Source organism: Saccharothrix algeriensis (assembly GCF_016907655.1).
Lineage (GTDB): Bacteria > Actinomycetota > Actinomycetes > Mycobacteriales > Pseudonocardiaceae > Actinosynnema > Actinosynnema algeriense.
The window spans coordinates 3544476-3560478 of the sequence record NZ_JAFBCL010000001.1; the positions used below are offsets into that span (position 1 = coordinate 3544476).

Annotated in this window: 19 protein-coding genes; 13 read left to right on the forward strand and 6 right to left on the reverse strand. The window is 74.5% G+C overall.

The window, feature by feature from the left end:
* The first annotated feature begins 3 nt into the window (after positions 1 to 3).
* The 6 genes from JOE68_RS16140 to JOE68_RS16165 all read left to right on the forward strand — a co-directional run bounded on the left by JOE68_RS16140 (position 4) and on the right by JOE68_RS16165 (position 5170).
* Positions 4 to 1308 carry a PPE domain-containing protein gene (locus JOE68_RS16140; protein ID WP_204843164.1) on the forward strand — a complete coding sequence of 435 codons (1305 nt, stop codon included), beginning with the start codon at positions 4 to 6 and terminating at the stop codon, positions 1306 to 1308.
* Positions 1305 to 2078, forward strand: coding sequence for an ESX secretion-associated protein EspG (locus JOE68_RS16145; RefSeq protein WP_204843165.1), 774 nt, complete (start codon positions 1305 to 1307; stop codon positions 2076 to 2078). Before JOE68_RS16140 ends, JOE68_RS16145 begins: the two co-directional genes overlap by 4 nt.
* Positions 2079 to 2142: 64 nt before the next feature.
* Complete coding sequence (locus tag JOE68_RS16150; RefSeq protein ID WP_204843166.1) at positions 2143 to 2448, forward strand: hypothetical protein; 306 nt, start codon at positions 2143 to 2145, stop codon at positions 2446 to 2448.
* 4 nt (positions 2449 to 2452) lie between these two features.
* Entirely contained in the window at positions 2453 to 3643 is a 1191-nt protein-coding gene (locus JOE68_RS31835) for a transglycosylase SLT domain-containing protein (protein WP_204843167.1), read from the forward strand.
* 129 nt (positions 3644 to 3772) lie between these two features.
* Positions 3773 to 4918: a pyridoxal phosphate-dependent aminotransferase gene (locus JOE68_RS16160; RefSeq protein WP_204843168.1), complete on the forward strand. Its 1146-nt coding sequence runs from the start codon at positions 3773 to 3775 to the stop codon at positions 4916 to 4918.
* 78 nt (positions 4919 to 4996) lie between these two features.
* On the forward strand, positions 4997 to 5170 hold the full coding sequence (locus JOE68_RS16165) for a hypothetical protein (protein ID WP_204843169.1): 174 nt from the start codon (positions 4997 to 4999) through the stop codon (positions 5168 to 5170).
* A gap of 649 nt (positions 5171 to 5819) precedes the next feature.
* Here JOE68_RS16165 and JOE68_RS16170 read toward each other — a convergent pair.
* Complete coding sequence (locus JOE68_RS16170) at positions 5820 to 6434, reverse strand: HAD family hydrolase (protein ID WP_204843170.1); 615 nt, start codon at positions 6432 to 6434, stop codon at positions 5820 to 5822.
* The gene (locus JOE68_RS16175; RefSeq protein WP_204843171.1) at positions 6434 to 7453 is read right to left on the reverse strand and encodes a threonine aldolase family protein; all 1020 of its coding nucleotides are present in this window, start codon (positions 7451 to 7453) and stop codon (positions 6434 to 6436) included. The genes JOE68_RS16170 and JOE68_RS16175 overlap by 1 nt, the downstream gene beginning before the upstream one ends.
* Before the next feature lie 152 nt (positions 7454 to 7605).
* Here JOE68_RS16175 and JOE68_RS16180 point away from each other — a divergent pair, with 152 nt between their 5' ends.
* The 7 genes from JOE68_RS16180 (at position 7606) to purB (ending at position 12746) form a co-directional block, all read left to right on the forward strand.
* A complete protein-coding gene (locus tag JOE68_RS16180; RefSeq protein WP_204843172.1) occupies positions 7606 to 8121 on the forward strand; it encodes a SigE family RNA polymerase sigma factor in 516 nt (171 codons plus the stop codon).
* A 17-nt stretch (positions 8122 to 8138) separates the two neighbouring features.
* Entirely contained in the window at positions 8139 to 8897 is a 759-nt protein-coding gene (locus tag JOE68_RS16185) for a hypothetical protein (RefSeq protein ID WP_204843173.1), read from the forward strand.
* Between the two features lie 87 nt (positions 8898 to 8984).
* On the forward strand, positions 8985 to 9308 hold the full coding sequence (locus JOE68_RS16190; RefSeq protein ID WP_204846133.1) for a DMT family transporter: 324 nt from the start codon (positions 8985 to 8987) through the stop codon (positions 9306 to 9308).
* A gap of 13 nt (positions 9309 to 9321) precedes the next feature.
* Positions 9322 to 9909, forward strand: coding sequence for a TetR/AcrR family transcriptional regulator (locus JOE68_RS16195; RefSeq protein ID WP_204843174.1), 588 nt, complete (start codon positions 9322 to 9324; stop codon positions 9907 to 9909).
* Between the two features lie 43 nt (positions 9910 to 9952).
* Positions 9953 to 10483: an RNA polymerase sigma factor gene (locus JOE68_RS16200; RefSeq protein ID WP_204843175.1), complete on the forward strand. Its 531-nt coding sequence runs from the start codon at positions 9953 to 9955 to the stop codon at positions 10481 to 10483.
* A complete protein-coding gene (locus JOE68_RS16205) occupies positions 10480 to 11232 on the forward strand; it encodes a hypothetical protein (RefSeq protein WP_204843176.1) in 753 nt (250 codons plus the stop codon). The genes JOE68_RS16200 and JOE68_RS16205 overlap by 4 nt, the downstream gene beginning before the upstream one ends.
* An 83-nt stretch (positions 11233 to 11315) precedes the next feature.
* A complete protein-coding gene (gene purB / locus JOE68_RS16210; protein ID WP_204843177.1) occupies positions 11316 to 12746 on the forward strand; it encodes an adenylosuccinate lyase in 1431 nt (476 codons plus the stop codon).
* A gap of 31 nt (positions 12747 to 12777) precedes the next feature.
* Here the strand turns inward: purB and JOE68_RS16215 are convergent, their stop codons facing one another.
* The 4 genes from JOE68_RS16215 to JOE68_RS16230 all read right to left on the reverse strand — a co-directional run bounded on the left by JOE68_RS16215 (position 12778) and on the right by JOE68_RS16230 (position 15951).
* Entirely contained in the window at positions 12778 to 13224 is a 447-nt protein-coding gene (locus JOE68_RS16215; RefSeq protein ID WP_204843178.1) for a hypothetical protein, read from the reverse strand.
* Positions 13225 to 13523: 299 nt separating this feature from the next.
* Complete coding sequence (locus JOE68_RS16220) at positions 13524 to 14273, reverse strand: amino acid ABC transporter ATP-binding protein (protein ID WP_239562261.1); 750 nt, start codon at positions 14271 to 14273, stop codon at positions 13524 to 13526.
* Positions 14270 to 15103 carry an amino acid ABC transporter permease gene (locus JOE68_RS16225; protein ID WP_204843179.1) on the reverse strand — a complete coding sequence of 278 codons (834 nt, stop codon included), beginning with the start codon at positions 15101 to 15103 and terminating at the stop codon, positions 14270 to 14272. The genes JOE68_RS16220 and JOE68_RS16225 overlap by 4 nt, the downstream gene beginning before the upstream one ends.
* A complete protein-coding gene (locus tag JOE68_RS16230; protein ID WP_204843180.1) occupies positions 15100 to 15951 on the reverse strand; it encodes an ABC transporter substrate-binding protein in 852 nt (283 codons plus the stop codon). Before JOE68_RS16230 ends, JOE68_RS16225 begins: the two co-directional genes overlap by 4 nt.
* Between the last annotated feature and the right edge of the window lie 52 nt (positions 15952 to 16003).

Genomic DNA, 16003 nt, shown 5'->3' on the forward strand with positions numbered 1-16003 from the left:
GTCGTGACCGACTTCAGGCAGCTCAAGGACCACCGGTTCGAGGGGCGCGACAACGGCGCGCTGGCGCAGCTGCTGCAGCAGTTCACCGGCAGCGACGCCGCCCAGCGCTTCAGCGACGCCTCGCACGCGCTGCGGGCGTTGGCCGCCAGTCTGGAAGCGGTCGACGGGACGCTCCGCGACGAGCTCCGCAAGCTCGACATCGACTGGCAGGGCGCCGCCGGCGAGAACTCCGGCAAGGCGGTGACGGTCTCGGCCGAGGTCGCGTCCTCGGGCACCGAAGCCGGGCAGCAGAACTCCCAGGCGACCGCCATCCAGGGCTCGAACTACAGCCACTCCCGGAACGGGATGCCGGACCCGCAGGCGCTGCGCGGCGACACCGAGACCAGCTTCTGGGACGAGGCCGGCGGCTTCTTCGGCTACGAGACCGACCACGCCAAGGAGGTCAAGCAGACGCAGGCCGCGCGCGAGCAGGTGATCCGCGGGTTCGACCAGTACGTCGACGCCAGCCGGGACTCCCTCGACCGGTACCAGGGCATGACCAGGCCGTCGAGCTTCGACGTCACCACCACCTCCGCGGTCAGCACGCCGGTCGCGGCCGTGCCGCAGTTCAGCGGCGGTATCAGCGGCGCGACCGGAGGGGTGCCCGGGGTGGCGCCCGGTGGGGGTGGCACGCCCGGGTTCGTGCCCGGGAGCCCCGGGTTGGTCCCCGGCACGCCCGGCGCGCCGGGGTTCGCGCAGCAGCTGCCCGGTGGCGGGTTGACCGGTGTCACGCCGCCGGGGCTGCCCAACGCGGTCGGCACCCCGCCCACCGGGCCGGTGCTGCCCGCCAAGGCCGGCGGTTCCCCCGGGCTCGGCCTCGGGCTCGGGCTGGGGCTCGCCGGGGGGACGGCGCTGGGGCTCGCGGCCGGCACCGCGCGCGGCGGGCAGGTGGTCCGCGGTGGCAAGTCCGCCGGTGACGGGTCGCCCGGCGGCGCGAAGGGCGCCCCCGGCGTTCCCGGCTCACCCGGCTCGGGCCGGGGCGCGGCCGTCCCGGGCGCCGCCGCGCTGTCCGGCAAGGCCGGCGTCTCCGCCACGATCGGCGCCATCGACCCCGACGAGCGCGTCCCCGGCCGGTCCGGCGCGGCGGGCTCCGCGGCCGGCAAGGCCGGCGCCGGGTCGATGCTGCACCCCGCCGCCTCCGCCCGCAGCGGCGAGGGCGAGGAGGACGGCGAGCACGTCCGCAAGTACGGGGTGGACTCCGACGACGTCTTCGGCGACGAGCGCATGGTGGTGCACTCCGTCATCGGCGACGAGCACGAGCAGAAGTGACCGCGGCCGGCACCGTCGTGCTGTCCACGCTGGAGTTCGACGTCGCGTGGGAGGCCGAGCGGCTCACCCGGCGCAACGTCGCGCTGGACGTACCCAGCCCCGGTGTGACGCACACCGAGCGGGCGCGGTTCGTCGAGGGGGCCTGGGGTTCGCTGGAGGAGCGGGGGTTCGCCAACGGGCGGAGGCTGGTCCCGGAGCTGGCCGACTCCTTCGCCCTGCTGGCCAACCCGCAGGTGTCGGTGGACCTCTGGATCTGGGTGGACCGGCGCAAGATCAAGGGCCTGGCGGCGGCGGCCGGCGAGGACGCGGTGCTCGCCGTGGTCGACGGCGACGAGGTGTGGCTGATCGAGGCGCGGGCCAGTGCGCTCGCCGAGGCCGCCGTGTCGGTCGCCGGCGAGGCGCCGGCGGGCTACGGGCGGTCGATCAGCCTGCCCAACGACGTGCTGCGCGCCGCGTCCCGGGAGTCCGGCCACGACGCCGAGAAGCTCGTGCTGGCCCTGGAGCGGCACGGGCTGCCGCTGAGCGAGGCGCAGGAGCTGGCCGGCATGTGCGACGGGATGGGCACCAGGGGCCAGTTCGGCGCCGAGCGCGCCCGGCCCGGCGGCCCGCCGGCGCGGGCCGGCCGCGTGGTGGCGTGGCACGACACCCCGTCCGGCCGCTACCTGCACCAGGTGCGGCCCAGCTCGGACGGCCGCAACTGGAGCACCATCACGCCCATCGACAACGCCCGGCTCGCGTCGTGCGTGCGGGAGCTGCTCCAAGAGGTGTGAATTCCCACGTGCTTCCCGGCCGTTACGGGGGTGCGCGCGGGCCGGGAACCCTAGGATCCGGGGAATGGCGGTCGCGAAGTTCAACGCCGAGGCGATGGAGCAGTGCCGGAGCACGATGGGCGCGCAGGCGGGGCGGTTCGGCGCGGTGGGTGACGGGTTCTCCGGTGTGCACGCCGAACCGGGCATCTTCGGCGAACTGGCGGATTCGGGCGGCCTTTCCGCGGCCGCCGCCGAACTCGACCGGAAGGCCGGCGCGGAGTTCGCGGCGGCCGAATCGCTGCTGGGCCGGGTGGAACGCGCGCTGGACGCCGTCCAGGGCGCCGTGGTCGACACCGAGGACGCGAACGCGGCCTCCTTCCGGGCGGTGTGAGCGGATGAGCGCGGTGGACGAGGTCGCGGCGCTGCCCGGCGGGCAGGCGCTCGCGCAGTCGGCGCGGAAGGTCGAGCCGGCCCGGCTGGAGGCGGTCCGGGAGATCGCGAACCGGTGGCGGCAGGCGGCTACCGGTGGCGGCGAGGCCGGCAACGCGGTCCAGCGGTCGGTCGGGCAGCTGGACGGCGCGTGGGAGGGCGGGTCGGCCGACGGGTTCGTCGCGTACATGGGCGAGTTCGCCAAGGGCGGCAACGCGCTGAACGACGCCCTGAACGCGGCGGCGGGCGACCTGGAGGCGGTCGCGGCGGCGCTGGAGGCGGCGAAGTCGTCGATGACGCGCATCTGCGAGACCCTGCTCGGCCGCGTGCGCGCGTTGCGCGCGCAGAACCAGGGCCTGCCACAGGCGTTCGTCGACAACGCGATCCGCGGGCTGTGCGCCGAGGCGGCGGGCGACGCGCAGCCGGTGGTCGAGCAGGCCGAGCAGGCGCTGAGCACCGCGCTGGGCGCGCTGCGGGGCCGGGCCGGGTCGATCACGCCCGCGTTCTCCGCGATGGCCGACCCGGGCGTCCAAGCCTTCGTGCCCGCCCCCGGCCGGGCGATCACGTGGACCCCGACGCCCGAACCCGAGACCAGGCCGTCGTCGGCCGACCCCGAACCCCGGCCCGCGGACACCCAGGGGGGCGGCCCTGGCTCGGGCGGCGGTCCCGGCAGCGGAGGCGGTTCCGGTGGTTCCGGCGGCGGCAGCGGTGGTGGTTCCGGTGGCGGCTTCGGCGGTGGTGGCGGCGGCATAGGTGGCCTCGGCCCCAGCGGCGGCCCGCCCAGCAGCGGCCCGCCGCCCGGCAACGTCGAGCAGTGGATCCGCGAGGCGATCAGGATCCTGCAGGCCAACGGCATCCCGGTGACCGAGGAGAACATCGACGAGATCTGGACCATCATCGAGAAGGAGTCCGGCGGCAACCCGCACGCGCTCAACGACTGGGACTCCAACGCCGCCAAGGGCACCCCGTCCAAGGGCCTGATGCAGTGCATCGACCCGACGTTCCAGGCGCACAAGCTGCCCGGCCACGACGACATCTGGAACCCGGTCGACAACATCATCGCGGGCGTCCGCTACACCTTCTCCCGCTACGGCGGCTTCGACGGCCACCCCGGCCTCAAGTCGATGGCCGGAGGCGGCGGCTACCAGGGCTATTAGCCCCGGAGCCCGTCACCGGGCGGGTGGCCGGGAGCGGTCCGGAACGGCCGGGTCGGCAAGGCGAAGGCGCCGGGGGCGCGGTGGTCCGGCGGCTGGTCCCGCGCGGTCGGGCCGCACTAGCCTGGCGTCATGCTGGGTGTAGCCGCACGGGCCGATGTGCCGCCGTTCCACGTCATGGAGATCGTGTCCGCCGCCGCGCACCGCCGGCGCACGCACGGCGACGTCGTCTCGCTCGCCGCCGGCCAGCCGTCGAGCCCCGCGCCGGAGCCGGTGCTGCGCGCGGCCGAGCGGGCGCTGCGCGAGCAGCCGCTCGGGTACACCGAGCAGCTGGGCACCGCCGAGTTGCGCGCGGCACTGGCCGGGCACTACGGGCGCCGGTACGGGCTGGCCGTCGCACCCGACGACGTGGTGGTCACGACGGGCTCGTCCGGTGCGTTCCTGCTGGCGTTCCTGGCCGCCTTCGACGCGGGAGACCGGGTCGCGCTGGCCCGGCCCGGGTACCCCGCCTACCGCAACATCCTGCGCGCCCTCGGCTGCGAGGTGGTCGAGCTGCCGTGCGGGCCGGACACCCGGTTCCAGCCGACCACGGCCATGCTGGACGAGGCCGGGCCGCTGGCCGGCCTGGTGGTGGCCAGCCCCGCCAACCCCACCGGCACCGTGCTGCACCCGCACGAGCTGAAGGACCTCGCCGAGTGGTGCGCCGCGCGCGGCACCCGGCTGGTCAGCGACGAGATCTACCACGGCATCAGCTACGGCACGCCGCTGGCGTGCGCCTGGGAGACCTCGCGGGAGGCCGTCGTCGTCAACTCGTTCTCCAAGGCTTTCGCCATGACCGGCTGGCGGCTGGGCTGGATGCTGCTCCCACCGGACCTCCGCCGCGCCGCCGACCGCCTGACCGGCAACTTCACCCTGTGCCCGCCGGCGCTGGCGCAGCACGCGGCGGTCGCGGCGTTCGAGCCGGAGTCCTACGAGCAGACCGCCCGCCTGGTCGACGGCTACCGCCACAACCGGGACCTGCTGCTGAACGGGCTCAGGGAGCTGGGCATCGACAAGGTCGCCCCGGCGGAGGGCGCGTTCTACGCCTACGCCGACGTCTCCCACCTGACCGACGACTCCATGGCGTTCTGCCGGAAGCTGCTGGACGACACCGGTGTGGCGATCGTCCCGGGGATCGACTTCGACCCGGTGCACGGCCACGAGTTCATCCGCCTGTCGTTCGCCGGGTCGGCCGACGACGTGGAGGAGGCGCTGCGCCGGCTGAAGACCTGGCTCTGACCTCGCCGGCCCGGTCCCGGCCTCGGCTCCGGGCACGAACCCGCACGTCACGGCGTACGTTGGGGGCTAGGAGGTGCCATGTTCAAGATAATCCTGTGGCTGCTCGCGGCCTGGCTGGTGCTGTCGGTGGTGGGTGCGGTCGTCAAGGGCCTGTTCTGGCTCGCGATCGTCGGCGGTGTGCTGTTCCTCGGCACCGCCGCTTACGGCGCGATCAAGAGCAACGGCCGGAAGGGCATCAAGGGGCCCCGGTAGCGAACGAACAGGTCGTGCGCCGCGCGGCCTCGCAACGCAGGCCGCGCCCCGCGCGGCGGCGCTTCGCTCTCGTCGCAGGCCGCGCCTCGCGCGGCGGCGCTGTTCAGCGCAGCGGTGTGCCTCGTGTTCTCCCCGTACGGCCTGGGCGCAGCCCGATCACAGTTGTCGAGGGGGGTCAAGCACGCTCTTCGCTTGACCCCCCTCGACAACTGTGATTGCCTCCGGCAGGCCGTGCGGGGGGAACACGACGCACTTCCCTCCTCCTTGGGGGCCTCCCGGCCGCTCTTCATACTTGGGTCGCGCACCGATCCGGGTGAGATTTGGTGCGGTAGAGCCCGAAGCTGAAAAGATAAAAGAGTCCTCGCCGGACAGGCAGGCCGCCAAGGAGAATGAAAAGAAACAGCGGTCGTGTTCCCCCCGCATGGCCTGTCAAAGACGACCATGCTTTTCTGGGGGGTGCAAGCGAAAAGCGTGCTTGCACCCCCCAGAAAAGCATGGTAGCCCTCCGGGCAGGCCATACGGGGAGAACACGAAGACACCGGTCTGCACGGGGCGTGCCGAAAATCCAAAAGCGAAAAGCGCAAGCGGACGTCGGATTTCACGAGCTGTGTGGCGGTTGCGGCGGGGGCGGCTGCGCCTGCGAGCCCGCTCAGCTGTCGGGCGCGTCTGCGGCGGGCAGCACGCCGAGTCGGGCGAGTTGTTCGCGGGCGTGTGCCGCGCCCTGCCAGCACACGCCGACCAGTCCCGCCTCCGTCGCGCCGGCCACGTTCTCCGGTCGGTCGTCGAAGAACACGCAGTCCCGCGTCCCCAGCAGGTCCGCCAGCGCCGCCCAGATCCCGGGCGCGGGTTTGGCGACGCCCAGGTCGCCGGAGAACAGCAGGTGCCGGAAGTGCCCGGTCCACGGTTGCCGCGACACGACGCGCCCGAAGGACGACGGCGCGTTGGACAGCAGGGCCAGGGGCACGCCGGCCGCCGCCAGCTCCACCACCAGCTCCACCGCGGTCGCGGACGGGGTCAGCCAGCCGGTCGTGTCGAGCTCGGTCAGCTCGCGCGACAGCTCCTCGGGGACCGGCACGCCCAGCGCGCCGCCCACCGCCCGCCAGTACTCCAGGTCGGTGAGCCCGCGGTCGTAGTCGTGCCGCGCGCCCCAGTAGGCGGGCGCGAACCGGTCCTCGGGCACGCCCAGCCGCGCCGCCAGCTCGCCCAGGGTGGACACCGGCTCGCTGATCACCATGCCGTAGTCGAACACCACCCAGCCGCCCATCAGCTCACCGACTGGATGCGCCGCAGGGCCTCGGCCACGTCCGCCGCGGTGACGTCGCGGTGCGTCACGAAGCGGACCTTCCCGGCCATGGGCCCGGCGTAGACGCCGAGGTGCCGCAGGCCGTTCAGGGTGACCTCCAGGTCGGGCACGCCGGCCAGCACGATGTTCGTCTCCGGCTCGTCGACCTGCCAGCCCAGCTCCCCCAGGCCCCGGGCGAGCGCCTTCGCGTTGGCGTGGTCGACGGCCAGGTCGTCCAGCCGGTCCAGGCCGACCAGGCCCGCCGCGGCCAGCACGCCGCCCTGCCGCACGCCGCCGCCGAGCATCTTCCGCACCCGCCGCGCCTCCTCGACGAACCCCGACGAGCCGGCGACGACGGAGCCGACGGGCGCGCCCAGGCCCTTGCTCAGGCACACCTGCACGGTGTCCACGCCCACGGTCAGCGCCGCCGGCGGCACGCCCAGCGCCACGGCCGCGTTCCACAGCCGCGCCCCGTCCAGGTGGACGCGCAGGCCGGTCTCGCGGGCGGCCGACGCCAGCAGCGCGTGCTCGTCGGGCGGGGTCACGGAGCCGCCCGCCGAGTTGTGCGTGTTCTCCAGGCACAGCAGCGTGGTGCGCAGCGTGTAGTACGGGCCGTCGGCGCCTGCTGCCGCGCGCACGGCGTCCGCCGAGATCCGGCCGGGCGCCCCCGCCCACTCCAGCGGGTGCGGCATCCCGCCCGCGATCCACGCGGCCGTGCCGAGTTCGCTGTCGAGCACGTGCGCGCCGCGCGCGGCCAGGAAGCGGTCGCCGCGGCGCAGGTGCACGGTGAGCGCGATCAGGTTGCCCATCGACCCCGAGGGCACCCACAGGGCGGCCTCGACGCCGAGCAGGTCGGCCACGCGCTCCTCCAGCGCGCGCATCGTCGGGTCGTGTTCGAGCACGTCATCGGCCACCTCGGCGCCCGACATGGCCAACAGCATGGCCTGGTCCGGGCGGGTGACGGTGTCGGAGCGGAAGTCCAGGGGCGCGTGCCGGGTCACGAATGGATCACATCACACTCGGCAAGCCCTTACCCATTCGCGCCGGTCGTACCACGATGGGGGTGACGCAAGTCTCCGGGAAGGGGCGTGCAACCGTGGAGCGGTCCGGTTCCGTCCGGTAGGTGCAAGCACGACGAGCGGAGAGAGTCCGCGTGGACCAGCACGACGAGCAGGAGTTCGCGGAGTACTTCGCAGCTCGCCGGGAGGCCGTGCGCCGAACGGCGTTCCTGCTCTGTGGTGACTGGCACCGGGCGGACGACCTCGCGCAGACCGCGTTCGTCGCGCTGCACCGCAGGTGGCGCAAGGTCCGGGACAAGCAGGCCCTGGACGCCTACGTCCGCCGGACCCTGGTGCGCGCGGTGATCGACGAGTCGCGGCGGCCGTGGCGGCGGGAGCGCTTCGTGGACGAGGTCCCGGAGACGCCCTCCCGCGACGCGGAGGTCGCCGACTCGGTGGTGACGCGCGAGGCACTGGTCGCGGGCTTGAAGCGGGTCCCGCCCCGGCAGCGGGCGGTGCTCGTGCTGCGGTTCCTGGAGGGCTTGGACGTGTCGGCCGCCGCCGAGGCGCTCGGGTGCTCGGAGGGGACCGTGAAGAGCCAGACCTCCCGGGGCCTGGAGGCCCTGCGCGAGGCGCTGGGCGACACGATCGACGACTTGCGGCCGGCGTGAGAGGGAGGCGGGGGCGGGTGGACGAGCGCAGGATCGCGGAGGTGTTCCGCACGGCGGCCGGTGACGCCCCGCCCGCGTCCTTCGACGTGGACAGCGTCCGGTCGGCGTCGGCGCGGGCCACCGCGCGCCACCGGACGCGCGTGGCGCTGGGCTCGGCGCTGGCCGCGGTGCTGGTGTTCGGCGGTGCGGCGGTGACCGGGGGCCTGCTGTCGCAGTCCACCCCCGGGAACACGACCTCCGCGGGTTCCGCTGGGGACGCCCCGTCCAATAACCTGCCGTTTGCGGTTCCCGAACCGCAGGAGGGCGAGGAGCGCGTCGAGCCCCGCATGTCCGGCGGGCTGCCGCCCAAGAGCATCCCCGACGACCCGTCTACGCAGGGGGACGGAACGTCGGGGACGACCGGTCGTCCGCCGACGACCGGTGGCGCCTCAGGGTGCCAGGAGGTGGACCGGGAGCTCGCCGTCGCCCTCGCCGACGAGCTCCCGGCCGCCGAAGGGCTCCAGCCCTCCCACGCCGCGGCCAACTGCCCGTCCGGCGCGCGCGGCGCCGGCTACCTGGTGCGCGACCGGCTCGGCGTGCACGGCGTGGTGTCGGTCGTGCTGGTGCCGCCGGGCCGGCAGCCGCTCACGTCGACCTCGACCGCCGAGGGGCGCAGCGAGGCCCGCAGCGGCGCGGGCACGGTCTACGTGCTCACCGAACCGGCCCAGGGCGCGGCGGTGGGGCCGTTCGAGGCGGAGCTGCCGGCGCTGGCCGCGGGGGTGGCGGAGCACCTCTGAGCCGGCGGGCCGGTGAGCCCTGCCGCACTCTGGAACAGACGTACCACTAATTTGGTACGTTCGTGCCAGATTGTGGAGGTGGTCGCTGTGGCCTGGGTCGTGCTCATCGTGTCCGGCTTCTTCGAGGCGGGCTGGGCGGTCGCCCTGAAGCTGTCCGACGGGTTCGGCAAGCTGTGGTGGTCCGTCGTGTTCGCCGTGTGCGCCCTGATCAGCTTCGCCGGCCTGGCGTGGGCGATGAAGCAGCTGCCCGCCGGGCCGGCGTACGCGGTGTGGACCGGCATCGGCGCCGCGCTCACCGCCGTGATCGGCATGGTGTGGCTCGGCGACGGGGTCAGCACGCTCAAGCTGGTGTCCCTCGGGCTCATCGTCAGCGGTGTCATCGGCCTGAACCTGGCCGGTGGCGGGCACTAGTACCTTTCCCCGAATGACAGCCGCAACGCCGAAGGGCGAGCGCCGCCGCCAGGCGCTGGTCGAAGCCGCCGCGGGTCTGCTGGCCGACGGCGGCTTCGACGCGGTCCGGCACCGCGCCGTCGCCGAGCGCGCGGGTCTGCCGCTGGCGTCCACCACGTACTACTTCGACTCGCTGGACGAGCTGGTCGGGGCCGCGCTGGAGTTCCACGGCCGCGCGGAGCTGGCCTACGGCGAGGCGCGGCTCGCCGAGCTGGAGCCCGGCGAGTGCGGCGGCGAGGCGTTCATCGACCTGGTGCTGGACCTGCTGCTCGGCCCGCCGGCGGGCGACCGGGACGCCGAGGCCGTGCTGCTGCGCTACGAGCGGCTGGTCGCCACCGGCCGGCGGCCCTACCTGCGACCGCTGATGCGCGAGCTCAGCGGCGAGCTGCACGGCCTGCTGGTCGACATCTTCGCCCGCGCGGGCCGGCCGGTCGGCCGGGAGCGGGTGGCGGAGCTGATCGCCCTGGTCGACGGGTCCGTGGTGAACGCGCTGATCGAGATCAGCCCCGACCCGCGGGCGGCGGCCCGCCGGATGCTGGCCAAGGCGATGCAACCCCGCTGACCCCGGCCGCGTGTAGTGGGGTGAGGGTGGGGAGGGGTGTCCGGTGCGCGAGGCCGACGAGCGGGCGTTCCGCGACTTCGCGGCGGGCCACGCCGCGTCGTTGCGGCGCACGGCGTACCTGTTCTGCGGCGACTGGCACACGGCCGAGGACCTGATGCAGGCCAGCCTGCTCAAGCTCTACCAGGCTTGGCACCGGGTGCAGTGGCGCGACAACCCCTCCGCGTACGCGCGCAAGGTGCTGCTGCGGACCTGGCTGGACGAGAAGCGCAGGCCGTGGCGGCGGGCCGAGCAGCGCGACGGCGAGGTGCCCGACGTGGCCGACTCGTCGGTCGACCCCGAGGCGGCGAGCGAGCAGCTGTGGGCCCGCGACCTCGTGCACGCCGCCCTGCTGCACGTGCCGCCCCGGCAGCGGGCCGCGCTGGTGCTGCGGTACTTCGAGGACCTGCCGGTCAGCGAGGTCGCGGTCGCCATGGGGTGCAGCGAGGGGACGGTCAAGAGCCAGACCGCCCGCGGCCTGGCGGCCCTGCGGGCGGCGGTCGTGGCGCTGGACCGGGGGGCGGTGCTGGTGTCGTGAGCGAGGAGGAGCTGCGGGCACGGCTGCGCGCGGCGGTGGCCGGCGAGCCGCCCCTCCGGTTCGACGCGGACGCCCTGATCCGGCGCGCCCAGGCGGTGCGCAAGAGGCGGCGCGCGCTGACCGCGGTCGCGGTGGCCACGGCGGCGCTGACCGCCACGGTGCTGTCGCTGCCCGGCGCGCTGAGCGCCGCGCGCGGGCCGACCGGCGTCGACGCGCTCGACCAGGTCCTGACCACGACGGCCACCTCGGCGGCGCCCGCCCCGGCCCCGGCCCCGGTCTCGGCCGTGCCCGTCGGGCGCCTGGCGGACTACCTGGCGGCGCGCTTCGGCCAGGTAGTCCCCGGAGCCCTCAAGGTGCACGCCGAGTTCACCGACACCCGGCGCGAGCAGGTCTCCGGCTACGTCACCGGGTTCGTGCGCTTCGTCGACCGGGACGGGACCGGCGGGGTCGCGGTGCAGCTCAGCGCGCCGCCCTTCCTGGTCACCCGGGACGACTTCTGCGCCGGCGTGCGGTGCGACGCGCCCCGGCGGCAGCCGGACGGCAGCTACCTGGAGTTCGCCACCTCCAGCAGCTCCGGGCACGACCGGGTGAGCTACTCGGTGGCCCACTTCCGGACCGACGGCTCGGTGGTGCAGGTCAGCGCCTACAACTACGACCCCGCCGGGGGCAAGGAGGTCCGGCCCACCGTCCCGCTGACCACGGACCAGCTGGTGGCCCTGGCCACCGACCCGAACCTCGACGCCGGCTGACCCCGGCGTCGGTCCCCGGACGGCGGGCGCGGCCGGTCGCCGTGCCCGCCGTCCGCGTCCCGGCCGCCGACTATCCTGTGGCGGTGACGAGCAAGCCGCGCATCGCCAACGTCCTCGCAGGTCGCTACGCCTCCGCCGAACTGGCCACGCTGTGGTCCGCCGAGCACAAGATCGTGCTGGAGCGGCAGTTGTGGCTGGCGGTCCTGCGCGCCCAGGCCGAGCTGGGCGTCACCGTCCCGGACGGGGCCGTGGCCGACTACGAGCGGGTGGTGGACCAGGTGGACCTGGCCTCCATCGCCGCGCGCGAGCGCGTGACGCGGCACGACGTGAAGGCCCGGATCGAGGAGTTCAACGCCCTCGCCGGCCACGAGCACGTGCACAAGGGCATGACCTCCCGGGACCTGACCGAGAACGTGGAGCAGCTGCAGGTCCTGCGGTCCCTCGACCACGTCCGCGGCAAGGTGGCGGCGGTGCTGGCCAGGCTGGCGCGGCTCGCCGTCGAGCACACCGACCTGGTGGTGGCCGGGCGCTCGCACAACGTCGCCGCGCAGGCGACCACCCTCGGCAAGCGGTTCGCGTCCGCCGCCGACGAGGTGCTGGTCGCGTTCCGGCGGCTGGACGAGCTGATCGCCCGCTACCCGCTGCGCGGCGTCAAGGGCCCGGTCGGCACGGCGCAGGACATGCTCGACCTGCTCGGCGGCGACGAGCGGCGGCTGGCCGAGCTGGAGCGCTCCGTCGCCGGCCACCTCGGCTTCGAGCGCGTGCTGACCAGCGTCGGCCAGGTGTACCCGCGCTCGCTGGACTTCGACGTGCTGTCCTGCCTGGTCCAGCTGGCCGCCGGACCGTCGAGCCTGGCCAGGACGATCCGGCTGATGGCGGGCCACGAGCTGGTCACCGAGGGCTTCAAGGAGGGCCAGGTCGGGTCCAGCGCCATGCCGCACAAGATGAACACCCGGTCCTGCGAGCGGGTCAACGGCCTCGCCGTCGTCCTGCGCGGCCACCTGTCGATGGTCGGCGAGCTGGCGGGCGACCAGTGGAACGAGGGCGACGTCTCCTGCTCGGTGGTGCGGCGGGTCGCGCTGCCCGACGCGTTCTTCGCGCTCGACGGCCTGCTGGAGACGTTCCTGACCGTGCTGGACGAGTTCGGCGCGTACCCGGCGGTCGTCGCCCGCGAGCTGGACCGCTACCTGCCGTTCCTGGCCACGACGAAGGTGCTGATGGCGGCGGTGCGCCAGGGCGTCGGGCGGGAGACCGCGCACGAGGCGATCAAGGAGAACGCGGTCGCCGTCGCGCTGGCCATGCGCGAGCGCGGCGCGGACAACGACCTGCTGGACCGGCTGGCCGCCGACGAGCGGATCCCGCTCGACCGGGCCGGGCTGGACGCCCTGCTGGCCGACCGGCTGTCCTTCACCGGCGTGGCCGGGCAGCAGGTCGCCGCGGTGGCCGCGCAGGTGGCGGACGTGCTCGCGAAGTACCCGGCCGCCGCCGGGTACGTGCCGGAGCCGATCCTCTAGGGGCGCGGGGGGCCGGCCGGACCCGGGCGGGTCAGGGCCGGTCCCAGTGCAGCCGGCCGCGCCGGTTCTGCTCGCAGACCAGCGGGCGCCCGGCGGGGTCGACGGCGGTCGCGCCCTCCTGCTCGCACGGGAAGCCCCGGAGCGCCACGTCGGGGCGCTCGGTGGTCGGCGCGGTGGTGGTGGTCGGCGGTGGCGTGGTCGTCGGCCGGGTCGTGGGCGGCGGCTCGACGGGCGGTGGCGGCGGCGGTTCCTCGGTGGTGACCGCCGCGGTGGGCGGCGGTGCGGTGGTCGTCGGCCGCACCGAGATCGACACCACCGCGGGCACCGACCTGGGCGTGGCCGAGGTCGTCGTGGCGGGTGGCGGCGCGGGGGTGGGCGGCGACGCCTGCGGCTCGCCGCACCCGCCCAGCAGCAGCCCGAGGCCGACGCTCGCCGCGCTGAGCGCGACGGGCGCTCGGGACGCCTTCCGAGCCATCACGGGTAGCAGGGTAGGGCTCGCCGTCGGCGCTGCCCAATCACGCCCGGCCCGTCACCCGCCCGGGGTGTCCGGTGAACCGCCCCGGGAGCCGCCCGGCCCGCTGCCCGTGCCGGGCCCGCCGCTCGCACCCGGCCCGCTCGACGTTCGCCGGACCGCGGCTCGCCCGCTGGACCGCGGCCTGCCCGCCGGGCTTCACGCCCACCCGTCGGCGAGGCGACCCGCCCGCCGGGAGCCGCGTCGCCCACCCGTCGGCGAGGCGACCGCCCGCCGCGGGGCCGCAGCCCACCCGCCGAGCCCCGTCACAGCCGGCCCGCGTCGATGATCCGCCGGAGGAACTGCCTGGTCCGCTCCTGCTCCGGCGCGCCGAGCACCTGCTCGGGCGGCCCGGACTCGACCACGCGCCCGCCGTCCAGGAAGCACACCCGGTCGGCCACCTGGCGGGCGAAGCCCATCTCGTGGGTCGCCATCAGGATGGTCCGGCCCTGCCCGGCCAGCTCGCGGACCAGGGCCAGCACCTCGCCCACCAGCTCCGGGTCCAGCGCGCTGGTGATCTCGTCGAGCAGCAGCAGCCGCGGCGAGTACGCGAGCGCCCGCGCGATCGCGACCCGCTGCTGCTGGCCGCCGGACAGGCGGTCGGGGTAGCTGCCGGCGCGGTCGGCGAGGCCCACCCGGTCCAGCAGCTCGCCCGCCCGCCGCTCCGCCTCGTCGCGCGGGACGCCGTGCACCACGCGCGGCGCGAGGGTGATGTTGTCCAGCACGCTCATGTGCGGGAACAGGTTGAACGACTGGAAGACGATGCCCATGCCGCGCCGCGCCACGTCGGCGTCGACGCGCGGGTCCGAGACGTCCTCGCCGTCGAGCAGGATGCGGCCGTCGTCCAGCTCCTCCAGCAGGTTCACGCACCGCAGCAGGGTCGACTTCCCCGAGCCGGACGACCCGATGAGGGCCACCACCTCGTGCTCGCGCACGTCCAGGTCGACACCGCCCAGCACGGTGTTCGCGCCGTACCGCTTGACCACGCCCCGGACGCTCAGCACCGGTGACGTCATCGGCCCCCCTGACGAAGTTCCACCCGCCTGGACAGCGCGTCGGCCAACCGCCCCGACGGCACCGAGAGCAGCACGAACAGCAACCCCGCCACCACCAGCGGGGTGAAGTTGTACGACCGCGCCTGCTCGATCTGCGCGGCCCGCACCGCGTCGACCGCGCCCAGGACGGAGATCAGCCCGCAGTCCTTCTGCAGCGCCACGAAGTCGTTCAGCAGCGCCGGCGTCACCCGCCGGACGGCCTGTGGCAGCACCACCAGCCGCAGGGTCTTGCGCGGGCCCAGGCCCAGCGACCGGGCCGCCGCCACCTGGGACGGGTGCACCGACTCGATGCCCGCGCGGAACACCTCGGCCACGTACGCCGTGTAGGCCAGCACCAGCGCCGCGCCGCCCAGGACGACGTGGTCGTTGGGCACGCCGGCCAGCCGCAGCGCGGGCAGGCCGAAGCCGACCAGGTAGAGCAGGATGATCAGCGGGAAGCCGCGGAACAGGTCGACGTAGGCCGTGGCCAGCACGCGCAGCGGGAACCACACCGGGCCGCGCAGCGTGCGCACGGTGGCGATCCCCAGCGCGAGCAGCAGGATCAGGGTTCCGCACACCAGCAGCACGCGTAAGTTGAGCCACAGGCCCTCCAGCACGGCGGGCAGCGCCCGCCACGCCGTCTCGGCGTCGAAGAACGACTCCCGCACCCGCGGCCACCCGGGCGAGCCGGTCACGGTGAAGTAGGCGGCGACGGCGAACACCGCGGTCGACAGCAGCGCGACCAGGGTGGACCGCCGCGACCGGGAGCGCTTGTAGGCCAAGCGCTCCCGTTGCAGCGCGCTGACCGTCACTTCAGCTCGGGTGCGTTACCCGCGGTCGACAGCCAGTCCTGCTCCAGCCGCGCCAGCGTGCCCTTCGAGCGCAGGGCCTCGACGGCGTTGGACACGCAGCCGGTCAGCGGGCTGCCCTTGTCCAGCACGATGCCGAACTGCTCGGGCCGGCCGTCGCCGGCGGGCACCTGGCCGATGATGTGGCCGTCCTCCAGGTCGGTGGCCGTGATGGCGAAGGCGGTCGGCAGGTCCACCACCACCGCGTCGATCTGCCCGGCCCGCAGGGCGGCCTTGGCGTCGTCGTTGGTGTTGTAGACGGCGACGTCCTGCTCGGTGGACAGCCGCTCGGCGGCCTCGAACGACGTGGTGCCCACCTGCGCGCCGATCTTGACCTGCTTCAGCTCCGCTAGGGTCTTCACCGAGGCGGCCTTCGAGGACTTGAGCGTGATCACCGCCTGGGCCACGTCGTAGTACGGCGCGGAGAAGTCGACGGCCTGCCGGCGCTCCTCGGTGATGGAGAACTCGTTGATGTCGGCGTCGTAGGTCTTCTTGCCGGGTTGGATGGCCGCGTTGAACGGCACCCGCGTCCAGACGACGTCGGCCTGGGCGTAGCCGAGTTCCCCGGCGACCGCGTAGGCGACGGCGGACTCGAAGCCCTTGCCGTTGGTCGGGTCGTCGTCGACGAACCAGGGCGCGTAGGCCGGCTGGTCGGTGCCGAAGGTGATCTTGCCCGGCGTCAGGGTCGCCAGCTTGTCCTTCGTGCAGGCGACGCCGTCGACCGCGGTCGGCGTGGCCGAGGTCGGGTCGGCGGGGGCGCAGGCGACCGCGACGAGGGCGGTCGCGGCGAGGAGCAGTCCGGGTGCGCGCATGGGAGAATCTTGCCGCAGGTGGGAAGCCCTTCCCACGATGTGGCGGCAAGTA